Source organism: Caballeronia novacaledonica (assembly GCF_900258035.1).
Classification (GTDB): Bacteria; Pseudomonadota; Gammaproteobacteria; order Burkholderiales; family Burkholderiaceae; genus Caballeronia; species Caballeronia novacaledonica.
Window position 1 is genome coordinate 122,806 of the sequence record NZ_OGTP01000016.1, and the last position, 16,782, is coordinate 139,587.

The following is a 16,782-nucleotide window of genomic DNA, read 5'->3' on the forward strand; positions in this document are numbered from 1 at the left end:
CTCGGCGGCTAGCGCATTACAGTGTGCGAGCCACTTCCGTCACTTCGAAGACTTCGAACTGGTCGCCTTCCACGATGTCGCTGAAGTTCTTGATCGACATACCGCACTCGAAGCCCTGACGCACTTCCTTGACGTCGTCCTTGAAGCGCTTGAGCGAATCGAGCTCGCCGGTGTGGATCACGACGTTGTTGCGGATCACGCGCACCGACGAGGAGCGCTTGACCACGCCGTCCGTGACCATACAACCCGCGATCAGGCCGACCTTCGGCACGCGGATGACCTGACGCACCTCGACCATGCCCGTCACCGTCTCGCGCTTCTCCGGCGCGAGCATGCCGGACATTGCCGCCTTCACTTCATCCACTGCGTCGTAGATGATGTTGTAGTAGCGGATGTCGATGCCATTCGCCTCGGCCACCTTGCGCGCCTGTGCATCCGCACGCGTGTTGAAGCCGATGATGACCGCCTTCGAAGCCGTCGCCAGATTGACGTCCGATTCGCTGATCGCGCCGACCGCGCTGTGCACGATCTGCACGCGCACTTCGCTGGTCGACAGCTTGAGCAGCGACTGAACCAGCGCTTCCTGCGAGCCCTGCACGTCCGCCTTGACGATGAGCGGCAGATTCTGCACTTCGCCTTCGCCCATCTGCTCGAGCATGTTCTCGAGCTTGGCGGCCTGCTGCTTCGCCAGCTTGACGTCGCGGAACTTGCCCTGACGGAACAGCGCGATTTCGCGCGCCTTGCGTTCGTCCGGCAGCACGATGACTTCCTCGCCCGCCGCCGGCACTTCGGACAGACCCTGGATTTCCACCGGGATCGACGGACCGGCCGACTTCGTCGGCTTGCCGGTTTCGTCGAGCATCGCGCGGACGCGGCCGTAGGCGCTGCCCGCGAGAACCACGTCGCCGCGATTCAGCGTGCCGGACTGCACCAGAATGGTCGCCACCGGACCCTTGCCCTTGTCGAGCTTCGCTTCGATGACGAGACCCTTTGCGGCCGCTTCGACCGGTGCGGTCAGTTCCAGCACTTCGGCTTGCAGCGACACGTTTTCCAGCAGGTCGTCGATGCCGCGGCCGGTCTTCGCCGACACTTCGATGAACGGCGAATCGCCGCCGTACTCTTCCGGCACCACACCTTCCGCGACGAGTTCCTGCTTCACGCGGTCCGGGTTGGCTTCCGGCTTGTCGATCTTGTTGATCGCGACGACGATCGGCACGCCACCCGCCTTCGCGTGGGCAATCGCTTCCTTCGTCTGCGGCATCACGCCGTCGTCGGCCGCGACCACCAGAATGACGATGTCGGTCGCCTTCGCTCCGCGCGCACGCATGGCCGTGAAGGCCTCGTGACCCGGCGTGTCGAGGAAGGTGATGACGCCGCGCGGCGTTTCGACGTGATACGCGCCGATATGCTGCGTGATGCCGCCCGCTTCGCCCGCCGCCACTTTCGCGCGACGGATGTAGTCGAGCAGCGAAGTCTTGCCGTGGTCGACGTGACCCATGACGGTGACGACCGGCGGACGCGGCAGCTTCTCCGCCGTGTCTTCCGTGGCTTCGCCTTCGACGAGCAGCGCTTCCGGATCGTCCAGCTTCGCCGCGACCGCGCGATGGCCCAGTTCCTCGACGACGATCATCGCCGTTTCCTGATCCAGCACCTGGTTGATCGTGACCATCTGGCCGAGCTTCATCATCACCTTGATGACTTCCGAAGCCTTCACCGACATCTTGTGCGCGAGATCCGCCACCGAAATGGTTTCCGGCACATGGATTTCGCGGATGATCGGCTCGGTCGGCGCCTGGAACGACGTCGCCTGCTCCTGATGCTTGCCGCGACCCTTCGGACCGCCGCGCCAGCCGCGATCGACGCCGCCGCTCGAATCGCCACGCGTCTTCATGCCGCGGCGCTTCGATGCGTCGTCCTGCTGCCAGCCGCCCTTGCCGGCCTTCTTCTTGTCGCCAGCGCCTGCCGGTGCCGTCGATGCGGGAGCCGCCGCGCCACCCGCAGCCGGTTTTTTCGCCGCTGCCGCGGGACGCGGCGCCTGCGCGCCTTCCGGCTTCGCGGGCTTGTGCAGCGTGCCCTTCGCTTCGGCGGCCTTGGCCGCTTCAGCCGGCTTCGCCGCGGCCGGCGCCGGTTCCGGCGCCTTGACCTGCGCCTTGCGCGGCGTGCTCATCATTTCGCGGATTGCGCGCGCTTCGGCTTCCGCCGCCGCGCGACGCTTCGCGATGGCTTCCTGCTCCAGACGCGCCTTTTCGGCCTTGGCCTTCGCGTCTTCTTCCGCCTTCTTCGCGGCTTCGCGCTGAGCCGCACGCTCGCTCGCTGCCTTCTCTTCCGCAGCCTTCTCGGCGATTGCGGCGGCTTCGCGTTGCGCGGTATCGTCCTGCTTCGGTTCCGGCTTGGCTTCGACTGCCGGCTGCGCGCGCGTTTCCTGACGCGCGGCCTGCGCCGCACGCGAGATTTCCGCCGCCTGAGCCGCAGCCGCCGCACGGCGCGCCGCTTCCTCTTCCTGCTTCTTGCGCTCGGCTTCCGCCGCTTCCTCGCGGGCGCGGCGCTCGGCTTCCTCGCGCTCGAGTTTCGCCTGTTGTTCCTTCAGCTCGCGCTCTTCGCGCTCGAGCTGCTCGGCGGCGCGACGCGCTTCTTCCTCGCGGCGCTGCAGTTCGGCCTCGTCGACTTCCGGCTCTTCGACGTGATTCGCCGACGCCTCGGCCTGTTCCAGACCGGGTTCGTCACGCTTCACGAAAACACGCTTCTTGCGCACCTCGACCTGAATGGTGCGAGCCTTACCCGTTGCGTCGGATTGCTTGATCTCCGACGTATGCCGGCGGGTCAGAGTGATCTTGCGCTTGTCGGCGTCGGCGGAGCCGTGCGACTTGCGCAAATGATCGAGCAGACGCGCCTTGTCCGTTTCGGACAGGTCGTCGTTCGCGCTCGCTTTCTGTACGCCAGCCGCCTGCAGTTGCTCCAGCAGCACGCCTGCAGGCATTTTCAGTTCCGCGGCAAATTGGGCTACGTTGTTACTCGCCATTCATTCCTCTTGATGCAAGGACAGATCCTTGCGGTTAGATCGGGGTCACGCGGCCAGACAGGCCGCCAAATATCAGTGCGCCATGGTCATTTCTCACTGGAACCAGTGTTCACGTGCTTTCATGATCAACGCCTTAGCGGCATCCTCTTCCATACCGGTCATTTCGACCAGTTCATCAACTGCCAGCTCCGCGAGGTCGTCGCGGGTCTGAATCTGGTGCTCGGCGAGCTTGGCAAGCAGTTCGTTGTCCATGCCATCGAGACTCTTCAACTCGAGCGCGACGCCTTCCACTTTCTCTTCGTTGGCGATCGCCATCGTGAGCAGCGCGTCGCGCGAGCGGTTGCGCAGCTCGTGTACGGTGTCTTCGTCGAAGGCTTCGATTTCGAGCATTTCGTTGAGCGGCACGTAGGCGATTTCTTCGAGGCTCGTGAAGCCCTCGTCGATCAGGATGTCGGCGACTTCCTCGTCCACATCCAGACGCGCCATGAACAGGTCGCGCAACTTGCCACGCTCTTCGTTCTGCTTCAACGCCGACTCGTCCGGCGTCATGATATTGATTTGCCAGCCGGTGAGTTCGCTCGCGAGTCTCACGTTCTGGCCGGCGCGGCCGATGGCGACGGCGAGCTCGTTTTCGTCCACGACGACATCCATCGAGTGCTTTTCTTCATCGACGACGATCGACTGGACGGCTGCCGGCGCGAGGGCGCCGATCACGAACTGCGCGGGGTCTTCCGACCATAGCACGATGTCGACGTTCTCGCCACCGAGCTCATTGCGCACGGCCTGCACGCGCGAACCGCGGATGCCGACGCACGTGCCGATCGGGTCGATGCGTTTGTCGTAGGCGATCACGCCGATTTTCGCACGCACGCCGGGATCGCGCGCGGCCGCCTTGATTTCCAGCAGTCCCTGTTCGATTTCCGGCACTTCGAGTTCGAAGAGCTTCATCAGGAACTCGGGCGCGGTGCGCGAGAGTTCGATCTGCGGGCCGCGAGCCGTGCGGTCGACCTTCGCGATGTACGCGCGCACGCGGTCGCCCACGCGCAGGTTTTCCTTCGGGATCAACTGGTCGCGGCGCAGGAGTGCTTCGACGCGGCCCGACTCGACGATGAAATTGCCCTTGTCCAGGCGCTTCACCGAGCCGGTCATGATCTTTTCGCCGCGCTCGAGGAAGTCGTTCAGGATCTGCTCGCGTTCGGCGTCGCGCACCTTTTGCAGAATGACCTGCTTCGCGGCCTGCGCGCCGATGCGGCCGAACTCGATCGACGGAATCGGCTCCTCGATGAAGTCGTCCACCTCGACGTCGGGCTTCTGTTCCTTCGCTTCGAACAACAGGATTTCCTGATCCGGCTCTTGCAGGCCGGCCTCGTCCGGCACGACGCGCCAGCGGCGGAAGGTTTCATGCTCGCCGCTTTCACGGTCGATGGCGACGCGGATATCCACATCTTCTTCGAAGAGCTTCTTCGTAGCGGAAGCAAGCGCAGCTTCCAGCGCTGCGTACACGACGTCCTTGTTGACGTTCTTTTCGCGTGCCAGCGCATCCGCCAGCATCAATACTTCGCGACTCATTGTTTGCGGCTCCTAAAATCTACCTTGGGGACGAGACGTGCTTTATCGAGGTCCGCGAGCGTGAAATCGAGCATCGCGGCGCCGTCCTTCCCTTCAATTTCCAATCCGATCGTTTCGCCTTGGGGGGCGTGCAAGATGCCACGGAACGATTTGCGCCCGTCCAGCGGCTTTTTCAACGTGATGGAGACTTCGCTCCCCGCGAAGCGCTCGAAATCCGTCAGCTTCTTGAGCGGACGGTCGAGCCCCGGCGACGATACTTCGAGCCGGTCATAGTCGATGTTCTCGACTTCGAACAAATATTGGAGCTGGCGCGTGACCTTCTCGCAGTCTTCGATGGCGATACCAGCCGGCTGGTCGATATATATACGCAGCATGCCGCCTCCCGAACGCTCGAGATCGACAAGCTCGTAGCCAAGGCCCGAGACCGTGGTTTCTATCAGTTCCGTCAGTTGCACAGTAACTCCAAGGTGTTTCGCGCGCTCCACGCCAAAACACCTGCGGCGAGCGCCTTCATGCGGGCGCGCACCCCTGCTCCCGAGATGCCGAACCGAAAAGCCAAAAAAAAATGGGCGCAACGCCCATCTTCTTCAACCGAGGTCGCACCCGGGCAGCGAAAAAACTACGTGCCCAGCGACTTCATGATTTTAGCCATTTTTCGGGACAAACGCAAACGTAACGCGCGCTTTCAGCCCTGTTGAGCCTGATTTCACGACGATTCGCCTTTGCGATTTTGCACGGCCGAGCGCATGTGTTTCGCCACTGGGAACAGGCGCGACGCATCGCGCGCGGTTCCCCGTGAACTTGTTGCTCAGCGGCCGCGCGAGCGATTGCGCGCGCCCCGGGCGGCGCCACCGCCAGCCTTGCCCTGTCCCGGACCTTGCTGCGCACCGCCCTGGCGATTGCCGCGCGGCGCGTTGCCGCCCGCGGCGCGCTTGCCGGCGCCGCCACCCATGCCCGGCGCTCCGCCTTGCGGACGCGCGCCGCGCGGACCACCCGGCCGGCCGCCGCCATTCGCACGATTGCCGTTCGGCTCGTTGCCGATGCGGTTGCCGTTCGCTTCGCGGCCGCCGCGACGGCCCGTGCCGCCGGCGTTGCCCGTGCCGGCGTTGCCGCCGAATCCGCCCATGCCGCCGAGCCCGAAGCCGCCAGCCGTGCCGCCCGGCTGACCGCGCCGCCCGCCGCGTCCCGGCGTCTGTTGCTGCGTCATGCGCGAGTGGGAACTCAGCACCGGTTCGCGCGTGATGAAGCCCATCGACGTCTGCATCGGATCGGGTTGCACGCGCGGCGCCGCACTGCGTCCGCCCTTGTCGGCTGTCGGCACCTTCAGGCCGACCGACTCCAGCAGGCTGCGCACCTGATTGTCTTCGAGCTCTTCCCAGCGGCCGCGCTTCAAGCCACGCGGAAGCGCGATCGGACCGTGACGCGTACGGATCAGACGGCTCACCATCAGACCCGCCGCCTCGAACATGCGGCGCACTTCGCGGTTACGGCCTTCGGCCAGCGCGACGTGATACCAATGATTCGTGCCTTCGCCGCCACCGTCCTGAATGCGCAGGAAGTTGGCCGGACCGTCGTCGAGTTCGACGCCCTTCAGCAGTTTCTGCCTCATCCCCTCCGACAACTGCCCGACCACGCGCACCGCATATTCACGCTCGACGCTGTAACGCGGATGCATGAAGCGGTTCGCCAGATCACCCGACGTCGTGAGCAGCAGCAGGCCTTCCGTGTTGAAGTCGAGACGGCCGACCGCGAGCCATTTGGCCGTTTTCATCGACGGCAGCTTGTCGAACACGGACGGACGGCCTTCCGGGTCCGCGTGGCTGACGATCTCGCCCGTCGGCTTGTGATAGAGCAGAATGCGCGGCGGCTTGCTGGCGAGCTTGCGCTTGAGCGGCTTGCCGTTGATGCGCACCTGATCGGTCGGCATGATGCGCTGGCCGATATGCGCCGGCTCGCCGTTCACCGACACGCGGCCAGCGATGATCAGTTCTTCCATGTCGCGGCGCGAGCCCATGCCCGCGTCGGCGAGCACCTTGTGGAGCTTCGGAGCGTCGTCGTCCGGTTCCAGCACGCGCTTTTGCTGCGGGGCGTTGCGGCCGCGTCGAAGCATCGGGGCGCGCACGCCGCCCGAGCCGTTGTCGGCGTCGAAGGCGGGCGAGGTCACGTAAGCGAAGACGTCGTCGACGGCGGCAGCGGCAGCGCTCTCGACCGTCGCGGGGCCCGCATCGTTGCCGTTACGCTTGCCGCGCTTTTGCTGCGGAGCATTCTTGCGACGCCCGCCTTCACGCGGCGCGGACGCGGCGGCCTGCGCAACCGGCTGTTCTTCCGCCGCTGCGACATCGGCCTCGCCAGCGTCGGCGCGCGCGTTCTTGCGACCGCGCGGACTTGCACCTTCGCTCTTGCGCGGCTTGGCGCCCGGGTCCTTGCGCGGCGTGCGCACCTGTGCGGCGACGACGCCATCGGGCGGCGTCTCGTTCACGGCGGCCGGCGCGCCTTCGGCGTCCTTGGTCTTCGCGACAGCGCGACGCCGTGCGATCAGGCTGCGCGGCCCGCGGCGCAATCCGCGGCGCGGACGGTCCTCGCCCTCGCCGCCTTCATCGGCGCGCTTGCGTTCGCCGGCGTCGGCCGACTCGGGTGCGTCCGCGGCATGCGCCGGGCGCGCGGATTCAGGCGAATCGCTGTCGTGGGAGTGTGTCAAAACAACCTCAAATGTCGAATCGCGCGCCCGTCGCGGGCGCGTCTAAAAATCCGCTGATCGGTCCGGCTGGTCGTCTCGAAATGATCTTTTTGGAGAGCCGGGTTGCGAGATCAGGGGCCTTGCAACTTGCGTCAGGCGCGGCGCGCCTTCGGTTCTTCGGAGTCGTCGTCCAGTTCTGCGTCGTTCGATGGACTCGCGTCTTTTTCTTCTTCACGCGGCATCGGCACGGGTGCGTCGTGCGCAGCGCTCAGCGATTGCGCGTGAATTTCGGGCGGCAATGCGGCGCGCTCATCCAGCGCATCCGCATGATCCGTTCCGAGTGTGTGCTGCGGTTGTCCTGCCTGTTCCTGCTCCGCCGAGACTTCGGCTGCGCTCTCATCGCTGCCGGATGTATCGGTTTCGACGGCTTCAGCCGATTGCACCGCCTCAACGGCGTTGACCGGCGCCGTGGCGTCGTGTTCCCCGCTTTTCGGCGATTCGGCCGCGCTCCCGGCGATGCTCTCGGGGAATTCGATCGAATGCTGCGCAAGCAGCGATGCCTCCAGTTGCGCCGCCGGATTATCCAGCGCGGGCAGCTCGTCGAGCGCGGTCAGGCCGAGGTCGTCGAGAAACTGCTTGGTCGTCGCGTAAAGCGCCGGGCGGCCCGGCACGTCGCGATGACCGATCACCTCGATCCAGCCTCGGTCTTCCAGCTGCTTCACGACCTGCGTATTCACCGTCACGCCGCGAATCTCTTCGATATCGCCTCGCGTCACCGGCTGTCGATACGCAATGATCGCCAGCGTTTCGAGCACGGCCCGCGAATACTTGGGCGGCTTTTCGGGGTGCAGCCGGTCGAGATAGGCCCGCATCGCGGGCTTGCTCTGAAAACGCCAGCCCGAGGCGAGCGCCACGAGTTCTACACCACGTCCCGACCAGTCGGCCTTGAGCGCTTCGAGCAACGTGCGAACGGTATCCGCCGAAATATCGTCGGCGAACAGCTTGCGCAATTCATTCAGCCTCAGCGGTTCCTGCGCGCAAATCAAGGCAGTCTCGAGGACGATCTTCGCCTCTTGGGTATTCATGCAGCTTGGGTCAACCCTGTATGGTCAATGATTCAATTCAAAATCGGGCTTGCGCAGGACCGAACGCTACCAAATTGGTGCGAACGATAAAGCTGGACGCGGAGTTTCAAGACGCGCTCGCCCGATTGTAATCGGTCATATTGATTGGGAGCACGCACCGGGGAGAGGCGACATTGGGCGATCGGTGAGCGAACGCCGGGCCATCCCAGCCGGACGAGGTGGCGCTTTCCTAGGCGAAAGCGCGTGACTGAGCGCCATATTACGCAAAAACAACCGGGGCGTAAAGGTGATCGCTTCATCCTCGGCCGAACTCACTCGACGGCGCGCGCCGCGAGAAACCGCTGCAGCCGCTCGACGCCCGTATCGAGCCGCGACGGATCGCACGCGTAGCACCAGCGCACGAAACCTTCGCCTTCCGCGCCGAACGCGCTACCGGGGGCGAGCCCGAGTCCGGCTTCGCGCACGAGCGATTTGCACAGTTCGAGACTGTTCCGCGCGCCCGGCAGCGAGAAGAAGAGGTACATCGCGCCATCGGGAGCACGGACGTCGACGCCTTCGATCGTCTGCAAGGCTTTCACCAGATGGTCGCGGCTCGCGCGCAAATCGGCGACGAGTGTCTGCGTGAAACGCTCGCCCTCTTCCACCGCGACGATCCCCGCCTGCTGCACAAACGACGGCGCGCACGACGTGTTGTATTCCACGAGCTTGCCGAGATCGTCCATAAGCTGCGTCGGCGAAACGAGCCAGCCCAGCCGCCAGCCGGTCATCAGCCATGCCTTCGAGAACGAATTCACCGCGATCACGCGCTCGTCGCGCGTGGCGAGATCGAGAAAAGACGGCGCGACGGGCGCACCGTCGCCGTAATACAGACGCTCGTAGACTTCGTCCGCGACAATCCAGATGCCATGACGGCGACAATGCTCCAAAACGGTGCGTTGCTGCGCGCGCGTCATCGTCCAGCCGGTCGGATTGTTCGGCGAGTTGATCATCAGCATGCGCGTGTCCGGCGTGAGCGCCGCGAGAAGGCGATCGAGGTCGAGCGTCCAGCCGCGCGGGCCGTAGGTCAGCGAAACCGTGTCGACGCTCGCACCGAGGATCTTCGGAATCTCGACGAGGTTCGGCCAGAGCGGCGTCACCGCGACGACCCGGTCGCCCGCTCCGGCGACGAGCTGAGCCGCGAGCATCAGCGCATTCACGCCGGCGCTCGTGACGGCGATATGCGCCGGCGTCGTCGCGCCGTGCAGCGCGCTCACATAGCGGCTGAGCGAATCGCGCAGCGGCGCGATGCCCAGATTGTGCGTGTAGAAAGTGGCGCCGTCGGCGAGCGCGCGACTCGCGGCGTCGCGAATGAACTGCGGTGTCACGCGATCCGATTCACCGAACCAGAACGGAAGCACGTCGGGCACGCCGAAGCCGGCGTTCGCGACTTCGCGAATCTGCGACGGCCTCAACGCCCGCACCGCGTCGCGCGCATTGGGGGCACCGGATCCGTGCACGCCAGCCAGTTGGCTCAATTCGCTGACAACCGCTCCTTCCGACTCACTCATCGCTTGCCCCGTCGTCTTGTCTGGAAAATGAAGTCTAACGCGCACGCCGCCGTTTTCGAGTCGGCCGAACGGCCTATACGAGGTCTTCCGCACGTCGCGGCAACGACGCGATCAGCGACCACACCGACTCCGCCGCCGGCGAGAGCGAACGATCGCGCCGGCGCACGAGCTCCACGGTCCGCTCGGCGCGCGGTTCGAGCGGCAATGCGACGAGCGAAGAATCCGCCGGCAGCGGAAGCGCCAGCCAAGGCAGCACGCTCACGCCCACGCCCGCTTCCACGAGCCCGAAAACGGTCGCCGAATGGCCGAGTTCCTGCACCACGTGCGCTTCGACACCGTGCTCCTGCATCACGGCATCGATGATCGGCCGGCTGCCGGATGCGTAGTCGAGCATCACGAGCGGCTCGCCGGCGAGCGCTTCCCACGGCACGGCGGTCTCGCGTCCGAGCGGATGATCGCGCCGCGCGACGAGACAGAACGAATCGGTCATCACCGGCTCGCCGTGCAGTTCGTCGGAGGAAAACGGCCCGATCACCACGCCGAAATCGACTTCGCCGGACCTGACCTTGCGCAGGACATCGGACTGGACGTCATCGCGCAAACTCAGCTTGATCAGCGGAAACTGCTTCAGGCACGACGCGATCACGCGCGGCATCAGCCGGCACGCGACAGTCGGGCTCGCCGCGACGATCACGCGCCCGCGACGCTGCTCCCCGAGATCGCGCACTTCTCGCAGCGCTTCGTCGAGATCCGCCAGCAGACGCGACACCGTGCCGACAAGGTTCGCACCCACGTCGGTCAACAACACTTCGCGCGTTGTCCGGTCGATCAGCTTGAGCCCGATTTCTCCTTCCAGCTCGCGCACGCAGCGGCTGACCGCCGACTGCGTCAGACCGATTTCATCACCCGCGCGGCTGAAGCTGCGCAACCTCGATACCGCGATGAAGACGCGCAGTTGCCGCAACGTCACGTTTAGTGGCCCGCTCATTCCGAATACTCATCAATTTGCCAGTTTCATGCGGAAGTATAGAGGCGAATTGGTGTGATCTGAGACACGAACGCGCGTTTCGCTGCGGTGCAGCAAATTGCTGAAACGCACGCTGGAAGGGCCTATTGCACTTGATTGGTGATTGTCCCGATTTCTTAATCAGTCTGTTTCGGGTCTGATACGGGCCATGCTGACATCGCGTCAGCCTACTGCCATGTGGGTTTCCCGGATTTCGCGACATGCATGGCACGGTTCTCGCATTTCATTGCGCACAGAGGTCGGAGCCATACGCGGTCACATCGAATATTTCGTCTACCGCAACAACTCCGGCCTTCCAGGTATTCGTTTATCGGATTCCGCCCAGAGTGCGCGGCGCGGGGCAGCGCACCGGGGTTAGCTTCGCTGAGGTGAGATATGGTGCTGTTCGACGATTTGAGAGATAACGAGTGGGCGTTGGTCGAAGCGTTGTTTTGTTCCGAGCCGGCGCGTAGCGAACGGCGTGGACGTCCGCGCGTCGAGGCGCGAGCCGTGGTCAACGCGGTTTTGTGGGTGCTGTCCACCGGTGAAGGCTGGTCGAAACTGCCCGGACGCTACCCGTCCCCGCCGACCTGCCGCCGCCGCTTCGATGAATGGCAGGCAGACGGCACGCTGGCCGAAATCGTGAAGCGCCTTTCCGGCAACGGCCGCGAAGTGTCGCTGCGCGGGCGCATCGGGTCGAGCGCCGCGAAGCCGCCTGCGCCGCCGAGCCGCGATCGACTTCGCGGCGCGTTCTGGACAAACCCGGAATCGTGGCGCGCTCCGGCAAAGATGGCCTGACGCATTCGCTTCTTGTCGAGGCCGGCGTTCGCCGGCCTCACGCAGTTCTTCCGCCTTCGCGCGAGGCCGCAGCCTGCGCGCATTCCGAGCCTTGTCGATTTCGTCGCGGCCAGCGCAGGGCGGTTGCACGATCGTCGTGATCGGCGAAACAACTCTTTACCATTCCTTACAGCGCCACGGCGGATCACGGCATAGTTTGATGAATGACCGAACAGGCCCCACGAAGGCTTCGAGGATTTCATCATGAAGGCATCGACTCTGCTCGTGCATGGCGCGTTCGTCGCGCTGACTAGCACCGCGGCGATGAGCCAGGCACAACCTCCGCCGCCCGCATCCGATTTCCACGTGAACACGAAGGCCTCGATGGCCACGTCGCAGAACAGCGGCCGAAATCATGACGCCGCGCCGCCCGCACCGCGCGGCGATCTTCGCGGCGATATCGCGAGCAACGCACGTCCGCGCCCGGATTCGGAACGCGAACCGCATTTCCAGCATCGCTGAATTCGCTTGCTTCACGACGCGCGTTTCGCGGAACCACTTCGATGCGCGCCAGTCACATCAGATGCCATGAACAGCGCGTGGCAACAGTGATATCCGGTATGCCCGTATCGTTCGCGATACGGGCACTTTTTTGACTGAGGCTCGGATTGCAGGCCGATTGTGGGCTTATTCGTCCGACGACAACGTTCCCTCGACCCATGCGTCGACTGCCAACCGGTTCCGGCGGGCCGCCAGTGCTAAACCCGCGCCTCCAGAACCGCTTCCTGACCGCCGAACGTGTAACGCTCGGCGCGACGCAGGTCCCAGTCGCTGGAACGCTCGTCGCGCGAAAGTCGCGAGAATTCCTGCTTGCCGCGCTCGGTGACGACCGCGATATCGACCGGAGCATGAAATCCGGGCGCGGGCGCCACGGTGCGTTGCCGGGTGAGTTCGAGCAAACCCAGCGCGCGCAGAAGATCGAATACGTTGGGACGTTTCGCCCAAGGAACCTGACGATACTGCGCCCGGCGAAGTGCTTCGAGTACAACTTCGTTGGAATACGTGGTCATCTCGTTCTTTCTTCCTGTGCAGCCATGACGACGCTCGTGACAGTCGCAAGACGGTCCGCGACGTCGACTAAACGCGGCGCGCCGAATCTCGTCTGCGATGACGACTCGCAGCCCGAATGTTTGGCCGCCGCTTGCGTTAGGTGCTGCTTTCTATTACAAGCCCCCGTGAGAGCACGCTGATCGCGCGCTTTACTGCGACACCCGCCGATGCGTTCCAGAGCACGCGATGACGGAACGAATTGTCCTCAAACCAATACGTTACCCCAATCAAATTGGTTCTATTCACTTTATTGCTGCTTTTTTTTGCATTATTTGCGCTGTGGCGACGGCGCCGTGTCCAGATCGCGATGGTCGTGGTAGCGCTCGCGTGGGCGATCGGCGCGGGCTGGCTCGCGACTCCGCTGCTCGATCTCGCCCAGCACGGCTATCGTCATACCGACGTGCCGTCGTTCGCCTCCCGGACGACGATGGTGCTGATGGGCGGCGGCACCAGGCGCAGCGGCTCGGGACTCGTTCCGCAGTTCAACGCGATGCGACGCATCGACGCCATCGGAATGCTTTATCGCGAGTGCCGCGAAACCGGCGCTTCGTGCAAGGTGATCCTGAGCGGCGGCGATCCGCAGCGCCACGGGCAGGCCGAAGCCGACAACTACGCGCCTTACGTGCTCGCGCAGGGCGTCGCTCCGGGCGACCTCGTACGCGAAAATCAAAGCCTCAATACCTATCAGAACGCGCGCAACGTGGCCGAAATTCTGGGGCCTTCAGATGACAACCGTTTGATCATTGTTACATCCGCGTATCACATGCGGCGCTCGATGCGCGCTTTCGAGGCGTTCGGCTATGCGCCGGTGCCTTACGTGTCGGACGTGCGGCCCACGCGGATCACGTTCTTTCCGCGTTTCCGGAACTTCGCGAACAGCGAGCTCGCCATGCACGAACTCGTCGGGCTGGCGCGCTTCATGGTGTATCGCTGGCTGCGTATCTACTAGCCATGACGCGATGCTAAGCACTCTAAAACAACCCGATCGATGACGCGCGCCGGTCACGCGACACACCGTTGCCCGATTTCGGGCTTATGATGCGGATTGTCTGATCGTCAGGCGCGCGAGGTTCGCGGCTGACGTCCCGTGAAGCTGCGGGAGCGATTTTTGCTCAGACCCATGCGTCATTCCACCGGATCGGACAGACGATTCCCGGGTTCAACTGCCACTAGGAGGTAACAATGAAGAAGCTGTCCCTGGCTGTTCTGTTGTCCCTCAGCGCGGTCGCATCGGGCGCTTATGCCCAGAGCGATCAGGGCGTGACCATGAGCACCGATCCCGCGAAGATCGCCGATATCGAATCGCGCGCGCAGAATTTGCAGACGCAGCAAGACAACATGCAAAACATGCACACGCAGTCGTCTTCGCACAAGTCGATGCATCACAAGAAAGCGCCCAAGCCGGCGGCTGGCTCGACCCAGTAAGACCGGTTTTCCGCTTTAGGCACGGGGCCAATCACGCCGCTTCGAGTCGATGCATCGGCTCGAAGGCGGCGTGGAATTCATCTATATGTCTGGCGATCACGCCCGCGTGGCGCGATGCGATACCCAGTCGCCGCCCTCGATACGCGGCAATCCGGCGACGGCGGCGGCCGCGACCGGATAAATCAGGCAATCGATCCGATCCGTTCTGCCTTCGACCTCCACCTCCACATGCAGGCGATGCGCGCGGAATAAGCCTTCGACACCCGGATACACGTGTTCGATTTCATCGAGGACGGGCACGAGACCGTCTTCGATACGATAGACATCGCCGCGAATCGGCGCGCCCTCTTCGTCGATCACGAGCCCCGGATATGTGCCGAAGTCGAAGAGCCGGCCCTGAACGTGCGCAGCGCCGATCCATTCCGGCGTCGCGATGCCGTTGCGCGCGGCCGCGCGGTTGATATCGTTGACCTCGCCGGCACGCAGCGTGCCGTAGACAAAAACGTATTGCATCGAGAACGCGCTCCAGTTGGCCTTAAGTTGATCCACGGCCATTATGCGCCGCGCAATGTTCGCGGCGCTTCGGCGAGCGCTTTCGGCTACCATCGGCGCGTGCCTCCACACTTCACCCAAGCGAACATGGCCACGTTTGTCGAATCGAGATCGTCGAGCGAGGAAGTCGAGCATCTCGACATTCCCGTCGAGCATTCGCCGACGCTCGATCATCCGATTCGCGTGCGGTCGCGGCAGGTTCCTTACGGCGTGCGGATCGCGCTGCACACGCATCCGTGGGCGCAGGTCGCGTACACCTCGCGCGGCGTGCTGCGCGTCGCAACCGCCGATTCGACCTGGATGGTGCCGCCCTCCCGCGCGATCTGGGTGCCGCCCAATGTCACGCATGAAGTCGTGATCGTCGAAGATGCCTATCTGCGCACGCTGTATGTCGATGCCAGCGTCGTGCCGGCGGGACTCGGCGCGTGCCGCGTCGTCGAAGTGTCGCCGCTCTTGCGCGAAGTCATCGCCGCGCTCGACGAAGAAGCGATTTCGCGTCAGCGCGAGCGGCTGCTCGGCACGCTCGCGCTCGACGAGATCATCCGCTCGCAGCCTCTGCCGCTCTCCGTGCCCATGCCCAACGAGAAGCGTCTGCGCGCCCTGTGCAACGCCGTGCTGGCCGATCCGTCGCATTCGGACCTGGAGCGATGGTCGTCGGAAGCGGGTGCGAGCTCGCGCACCATCGCGCGGCTGTTCAGGCGAGAGCTGGGCGTGAGTTTTTCGCAGTGGCGTCAGCAGGCCGTGCTCGCGCGCGCCATTCCGTTACTGAGCCAGGGCCGCCCGCTCGCGCAAGTCGCGCGCGAACTGGGCTATCAGAGCCAGAGCGCATTCTCCGCGATGTTCCGTCGTGCGTTCGGCGAGAGCCCGCGCGCATTTTTCGCGCGCGATGGCCACGATGATCGCGATACGCGCGACATCGAAGGCGCATAGGCGCGAACTCGGACCTAGTCGCTCCGGACGCGCCACACCATGTGCCGGATCGCGCCGAGCTGCGCGAGACGTGGCCCGGCCGGCCGATACCCGAGACGGATGTAGAGACGCGCCGCGGGGTTATCGATGAATACGCGCAACTGGCACTCCGCGAGCCCGCGCGCCCTCGCCCAGCGATGCGCCGTGTTGAGCAGAAACGTGCCCGCTCCGCGTCCGCGATAGCCCTGCGCGATCTGCACATCGCGGATATGCAGCGAATTGTCTTCCTCGGTGACGCGCATGACGCCGATCGGAATGCCGTCCGCCTGCAGGATGAAGTTTTCGGATTCGCGCCAGCTGGAGAGGAAGAGATCGCCGCGCCATACGAGGTTATGACGTCGGTAATAGCCGACCATGTTGTCATGCGTGAGCGCTTCGGCGAAGGCGAAGTCCGCCATGGTCGCCTGGCGCAATTGATAGAGCGAGAGGTCTTCGGTCGGGTCGAGCATCGCACGGGCACGAGAAACAAGTGCCTAAACACTAAGACAGTGCGCGCGGGCTGGCAATGGCCATTATTACGGTCGAGTGCGGATGAACGCGTACGAAAGGCGACGCCCCGGCGAGCGGGCAAAAAAAATCCAGCCGACAGGCTGGATTTTTTCGCACAACGATTTGGCGGAGCGGACGGGACTCGAACCCGCGACCCCCGGCGTGACAGGCCGGTATTCTAACCAACTGAACTACCGCTCCACTTCTTTTCATCGACTCGCAGTGTCACCTGCGAATCTGCAGCGCTTTTTACTAGCAGCCGCCGATGTTCTGGCGTCCCCTAGGGGATTCGAACCCCTGTACTCACCGTGAAAGGGTGATGTCCTAGGCCTCTAGACGAAGGGGACTTCAACTTCTACACAGCCTGCGGCGAAAAAAAACCGGCTCTCATTAGCCGGAGTGTTCCTGCTCGCAAGTGTTGGCGGAGCGGACGGGGCTCGAACCCGCGACCCCCGGCGTGACAGGCCGGTATTCTAACCAACTGAACTACCGCTCCACTTCTCTTCATCGACCCGCAATGTCACTTGCGAATCTTGCAGCGCTTTTACTAGCAGCCG

General features: G+C 64.0%; 15 protein-coding genes and 3 tRNA genes. 5 read left to right on the forward strand and 13 right to left on the reverse strand.

Annotated elements, in window-relative coordinates:
• Window positions 1–16: 16 nt before the first annotated feature.
• The 7 genes from infB to NOV72_RS21505 form a co-directional block, all read right to left on the reverse strand.
• Window positions 17–3,019 carry a translation initiation factor IF-2 gene (infB, locus tag NOV72_RS21475; RefSeq protein ID WP_106856588.1) on the reverse strand — a complete coding sequence of 1,001 codons (3,003 nt, stop codon included), beginning with the start codon at window positions 3,017–3,019 and terminating at the stop codon, window positions 17–19.
• 93 nt (window positions 3,020–3,112) lie between these two features.
• Complete coding sequence (gene nusA / locus NOV72_RS21480) at window positions 3,113–4,588, reverse strand: transcription termination factor NusA (protein WP_106856589.1); 1,476 nt, start codon at window positions 4,586–4,588, stop codon at window positions 3,113–3,115.
• Window positions 4,585–5,043: a ribosome maturation factor RimP gene (rimP, locus tag NOV72_RS21485; protein ID WP_106856590.1), complete on the reverse strand. Its 459-nt coding sequence runs from the start codon at window positions 5,041–5,043 to the stop codon at window positions 4,585–4,587. The genes nusA and rimP overlap by 4 nt, the downstream gene beginning before the upstream one ends.
• 353 nt (window positions 5,044–5,396) lie before the next feature.
• Window positions 5,397–7,286 (reverse strand): 23S rRNA pseudouridine(2605) synthase RluB, encoded by a 1,890-nt coding sequence (gene rluB / locus NOV72_RS21490; RefSeq protein WP_106856591.1) that lies wholly within the window; start codon window positions 7,284–7,286, stop codon window positions 5,397–5,399.
• 131 nt (window positions 7,287–7,417) lie between these two features.
• Complete coding sequence (gene scpB / locus NOV72_RS21495) at window positions 7,418–8,350, reverse strand: SMC-Scp complex subunit ScpB (RefSeq protein WP_106856592.1); 933 nt, start codon at window positions 8,348–8,350, stop codon at window positions 7,418–7,420.
• Window positions 8,351–8,661: 311 nt separating this feature from the next.
• Complete coding sequence (locus NOV72_RS21500) at window positions 8,662–9,897, reverse strand: pyridoxal phosphate-dependent aminotransferase (protein WP_245933116.1); 1,236 nt, start codon at window positions 9,895–9,897, stop codon at window positions 8,662–8,664.
• A 73-nt stretch (window positions 9,898–9,970) separates the two neighbouring features.
• A complete protein-coding gene (locus NOV72_RS21505; protein WP_106856593.1) occupies window positions 9,971–10,885 on the reverse strand; it encodes a LysR family transcriptional regulator in 915 nt (304 codons plus the stop codon).
• A 414-nt stretch (window positions 10,886–11,299) separates the two neighbouring features.
• Here NOV72_RS21505 and NOV72_RS21510 point away from each other — a divergent pair, with 414 nt between their 5' ends.
• Window positions 11,300–11,701, forward strand: a complete 402-nt coding sequence (locus tag NOV72_RS21510; protein WP_061138582.1) for a transposase — start codon at window positions 11,300–11,302, stop codon at window positions 11,699–11,701.
• Between the two features lie 243 nt (window positions 11,702–11,944).
• Window positions 11,945–12,202 carry a hypothetical protein gene (locus tag NOV72_RS21515; RefSeq protein WP_106856594.1) on the forward strand — a complete coding sequence of 86 codons (258 nt, stop codon included), beginning with the start codon at window positions 11,945–11,947 and terminating at the stop codon, window positions 12,200–12,202.
• 236 nt (window positions 12,203–12,438) lie between these two features.
• Here the strand turns inward: NOV72_RS21515 and NOV72_RS21520 are convergent, their stop codons facing one another.
• Complete coding sequence (locus NOV72_RS21520; RefSeq protein ID WP_106856595.1) at window positions 12,439–12,750, reverse strand: hypothetical protein; 312 nt, start codon at window positions 12,748–12,750, stop codon at window positions 12,439–12,441.
• Window positions 12,751–13,097: 347 nt separating this feature from the next.
• Between NOV72_RS21520 and NOV72_RS21525 the strand changes: the two genes are divergently transcribed.
• Together NOV72_RS21525 and NOV72_RS21530 are read left to right on the forward strand one after the other, a co-directional pair.
• The gene (locus tag NOV72_RS21525; protein WP_245933117.1) at window positions 13,098–13,739 is read left to right on the forward strand and encodes a YdcF family protein; all 642 of its coding nucleotides are present in this window, start codon (window positions 13,098–13,100) and stop codon (window positions 13,737–13,739) included.
• Window positions 13,740–13,972: 233 nt separating this feature from the next.
• Complete coding sequence (locus NOV72_RS21530) at window positions 13,973–14,215, forward strand: hypothetical protein (protein ID WP_106856597.1); 243 nt, start codon at window positions 13,973–13,975, stop codon at window positions 14,213–14,215.
• A gap of 96 nt (window positions 14,216–14,311) precedes the next feature.
• Here NOV72_RS21530 and NOV72_RS21535 read toward each other — a convergent pair whose 3' ends face one another.
• Entirely contained in the window at window positions 14,312–14,728 is a 417-nt protein-coding gene (locus NOV72_RS21535) for a gamma-glutamylcyclotransferase family protein (RefSeq protein WP_106856626.1), read from the reverse strand.
• Between the two features lie 126 nt (window positions 14,729–14,854).
• Here NOV72_RS21535 and NOV72_RS21540 point away from each other — a divergent pair, with 126 nt between their 5' ends.
• Window positions 14,855–15,697, forward strand: coding sequence for an AraC family transcriptional regulator (locus NOV72_RS21540; RefSeq protein ID WP_106856598.1), 843 nt, complete (start codon window positions 14,855–14,857; stop codon window positions 15,695–15,697).
• A gap of 14 nt (window positions 15,698–15,711) precedes the next feature.
• Here the strand turns inward: NOV72_RS21540 and NOV72_RS21545 are convergent, their stop codons facing one another.
• The 4 genes from NOV72_RS21545 to NOV72_RS21560 form a co-directional block, all read right to left on the reverse strand.
• Complete coding sequence (locus NOV72_RS21545; RefSeq protein ID WP_106856599.1) at window positions 15,712–16,185, reverse strand: GNAT family N-acetyltransferase; 474 nt, start codon at window positions 16,183–16,185, stop codon at window positions 15,712–15,714.
• A gap of 164 nt (window positions 16,186–16,349) precedes the next feature.
• Window positions 16,350–16,426 (reverse strand) — tRNA-Asp (locus NOV72_RS21550).
• A gap of 70 nt (window positions 16,427–16,496) precedes the next feature.
• Window positions 16,497–16,572: transfer RNA gene (locus NOV72_RS21555), tRNA-Glu, on the reverse strand.
• A 72-nt stretch (window positions 16,573–16,644) separates the two neighbouring features.
• Window positions 16,645–16,721 (reverse strand) — tRNA-Asp (locus NOV72_RS21560).
• Window positions 16,722–16,782: the final 61 nt, after the last annotated feature.

Bases quoted from the DNA above. Each gene is read 5' to 3' on its own strand.
- NOV72_RS21545 (WP_106856599.1), bottom strand. From the start codon at position 16,185: ATGCTCGACCCGACCGAAGACCTCTCGCTCTATCAATTGCGCCAGGCG.
- NOV72_RS21505 (WP_106856593.1), bottom strand. From the start codon at position 10,885: ATGAGCGGGCCACTAAACGTGACGTTGCGGCAACTGCGCGTCTTCATC.
- NOV72_RS21520 (WP_106856595.1), bottom strand. From the start codon at position 12,750: ATGACCACGTATTCCAACGAAGTTGTACTCGAAGCACTTCGCCGGGCG.
- NOV72_RS21540 (WP_106856598.1), top strand. From the start codon at position 14,855: ATGGCCACGTTTGTCGAATCGAGATCGTCGAGCGAGGAAGTCGAGCAT.
- scpB (WP_106856592.1), bottom strand. From the start codon at position 8,350: ATGAATACCCAAGAGGCGAAGATCGTCCTCGAGACTGCCTTGATTTGC.
- NOV72_RS21525 (WP_245933117.1), top strand. From the start codon at position 13,098: ATGGTCGTGGTAGCGCTCGCGTGGGCGATCGGCGCGGGCTGGCTCGCG.
- NOV72_RS21510 (WP_061138582.1), top strand. From the start codon at position 11,300: ATGGTGCTGTTCGACGATTTGAGAGATAACGAGTGGGCGTTGGTCGAA.
- NOV72_RS21535 (WP_106856626.1), bottom strand. From the start codon at position 14,728: ATGCAATACGTTTTTGTCTACGGCACGCTGCGTGCCGGCGAGGTCAAC.
- NOV72_RS21515 (WP_106856594.1), top strand. From the start codon at position 11,945: ATGAAGGCATCGACTCTGCTCGTGCATGGCGCGTTCGTCGCGCTGACT.
- nusA (WP_106856589.1), bottom strand. From the start codon at position 4,588: ATGAGTCGCGAAGTATTGATGCTGGCGGATGCGCTGGCACGCGAAAAG.
- NOV72_RS21500 (WP_245933116.1), bottom strand. From the start codon at position 9,897: ATGAGTGAGTCGGAAGGAGCGGTTGTCAGCGAATTGAGCCAACTGGCT.
- infB (WP_106856588.1), bottom strand. From the start codon at position 3,019: ATGGCGAGTAACAACGTAGCCCAATTTGCCGCGGAACTGAAAATGCCT.
- NOV72_RS21530 (WP_106856597.1), top strand. From the start codon at position 13,973: ATGAAGAAGCTGTCCCTGGCTGTTCTGTTGTCCCTCAGCGCGGTCGCA.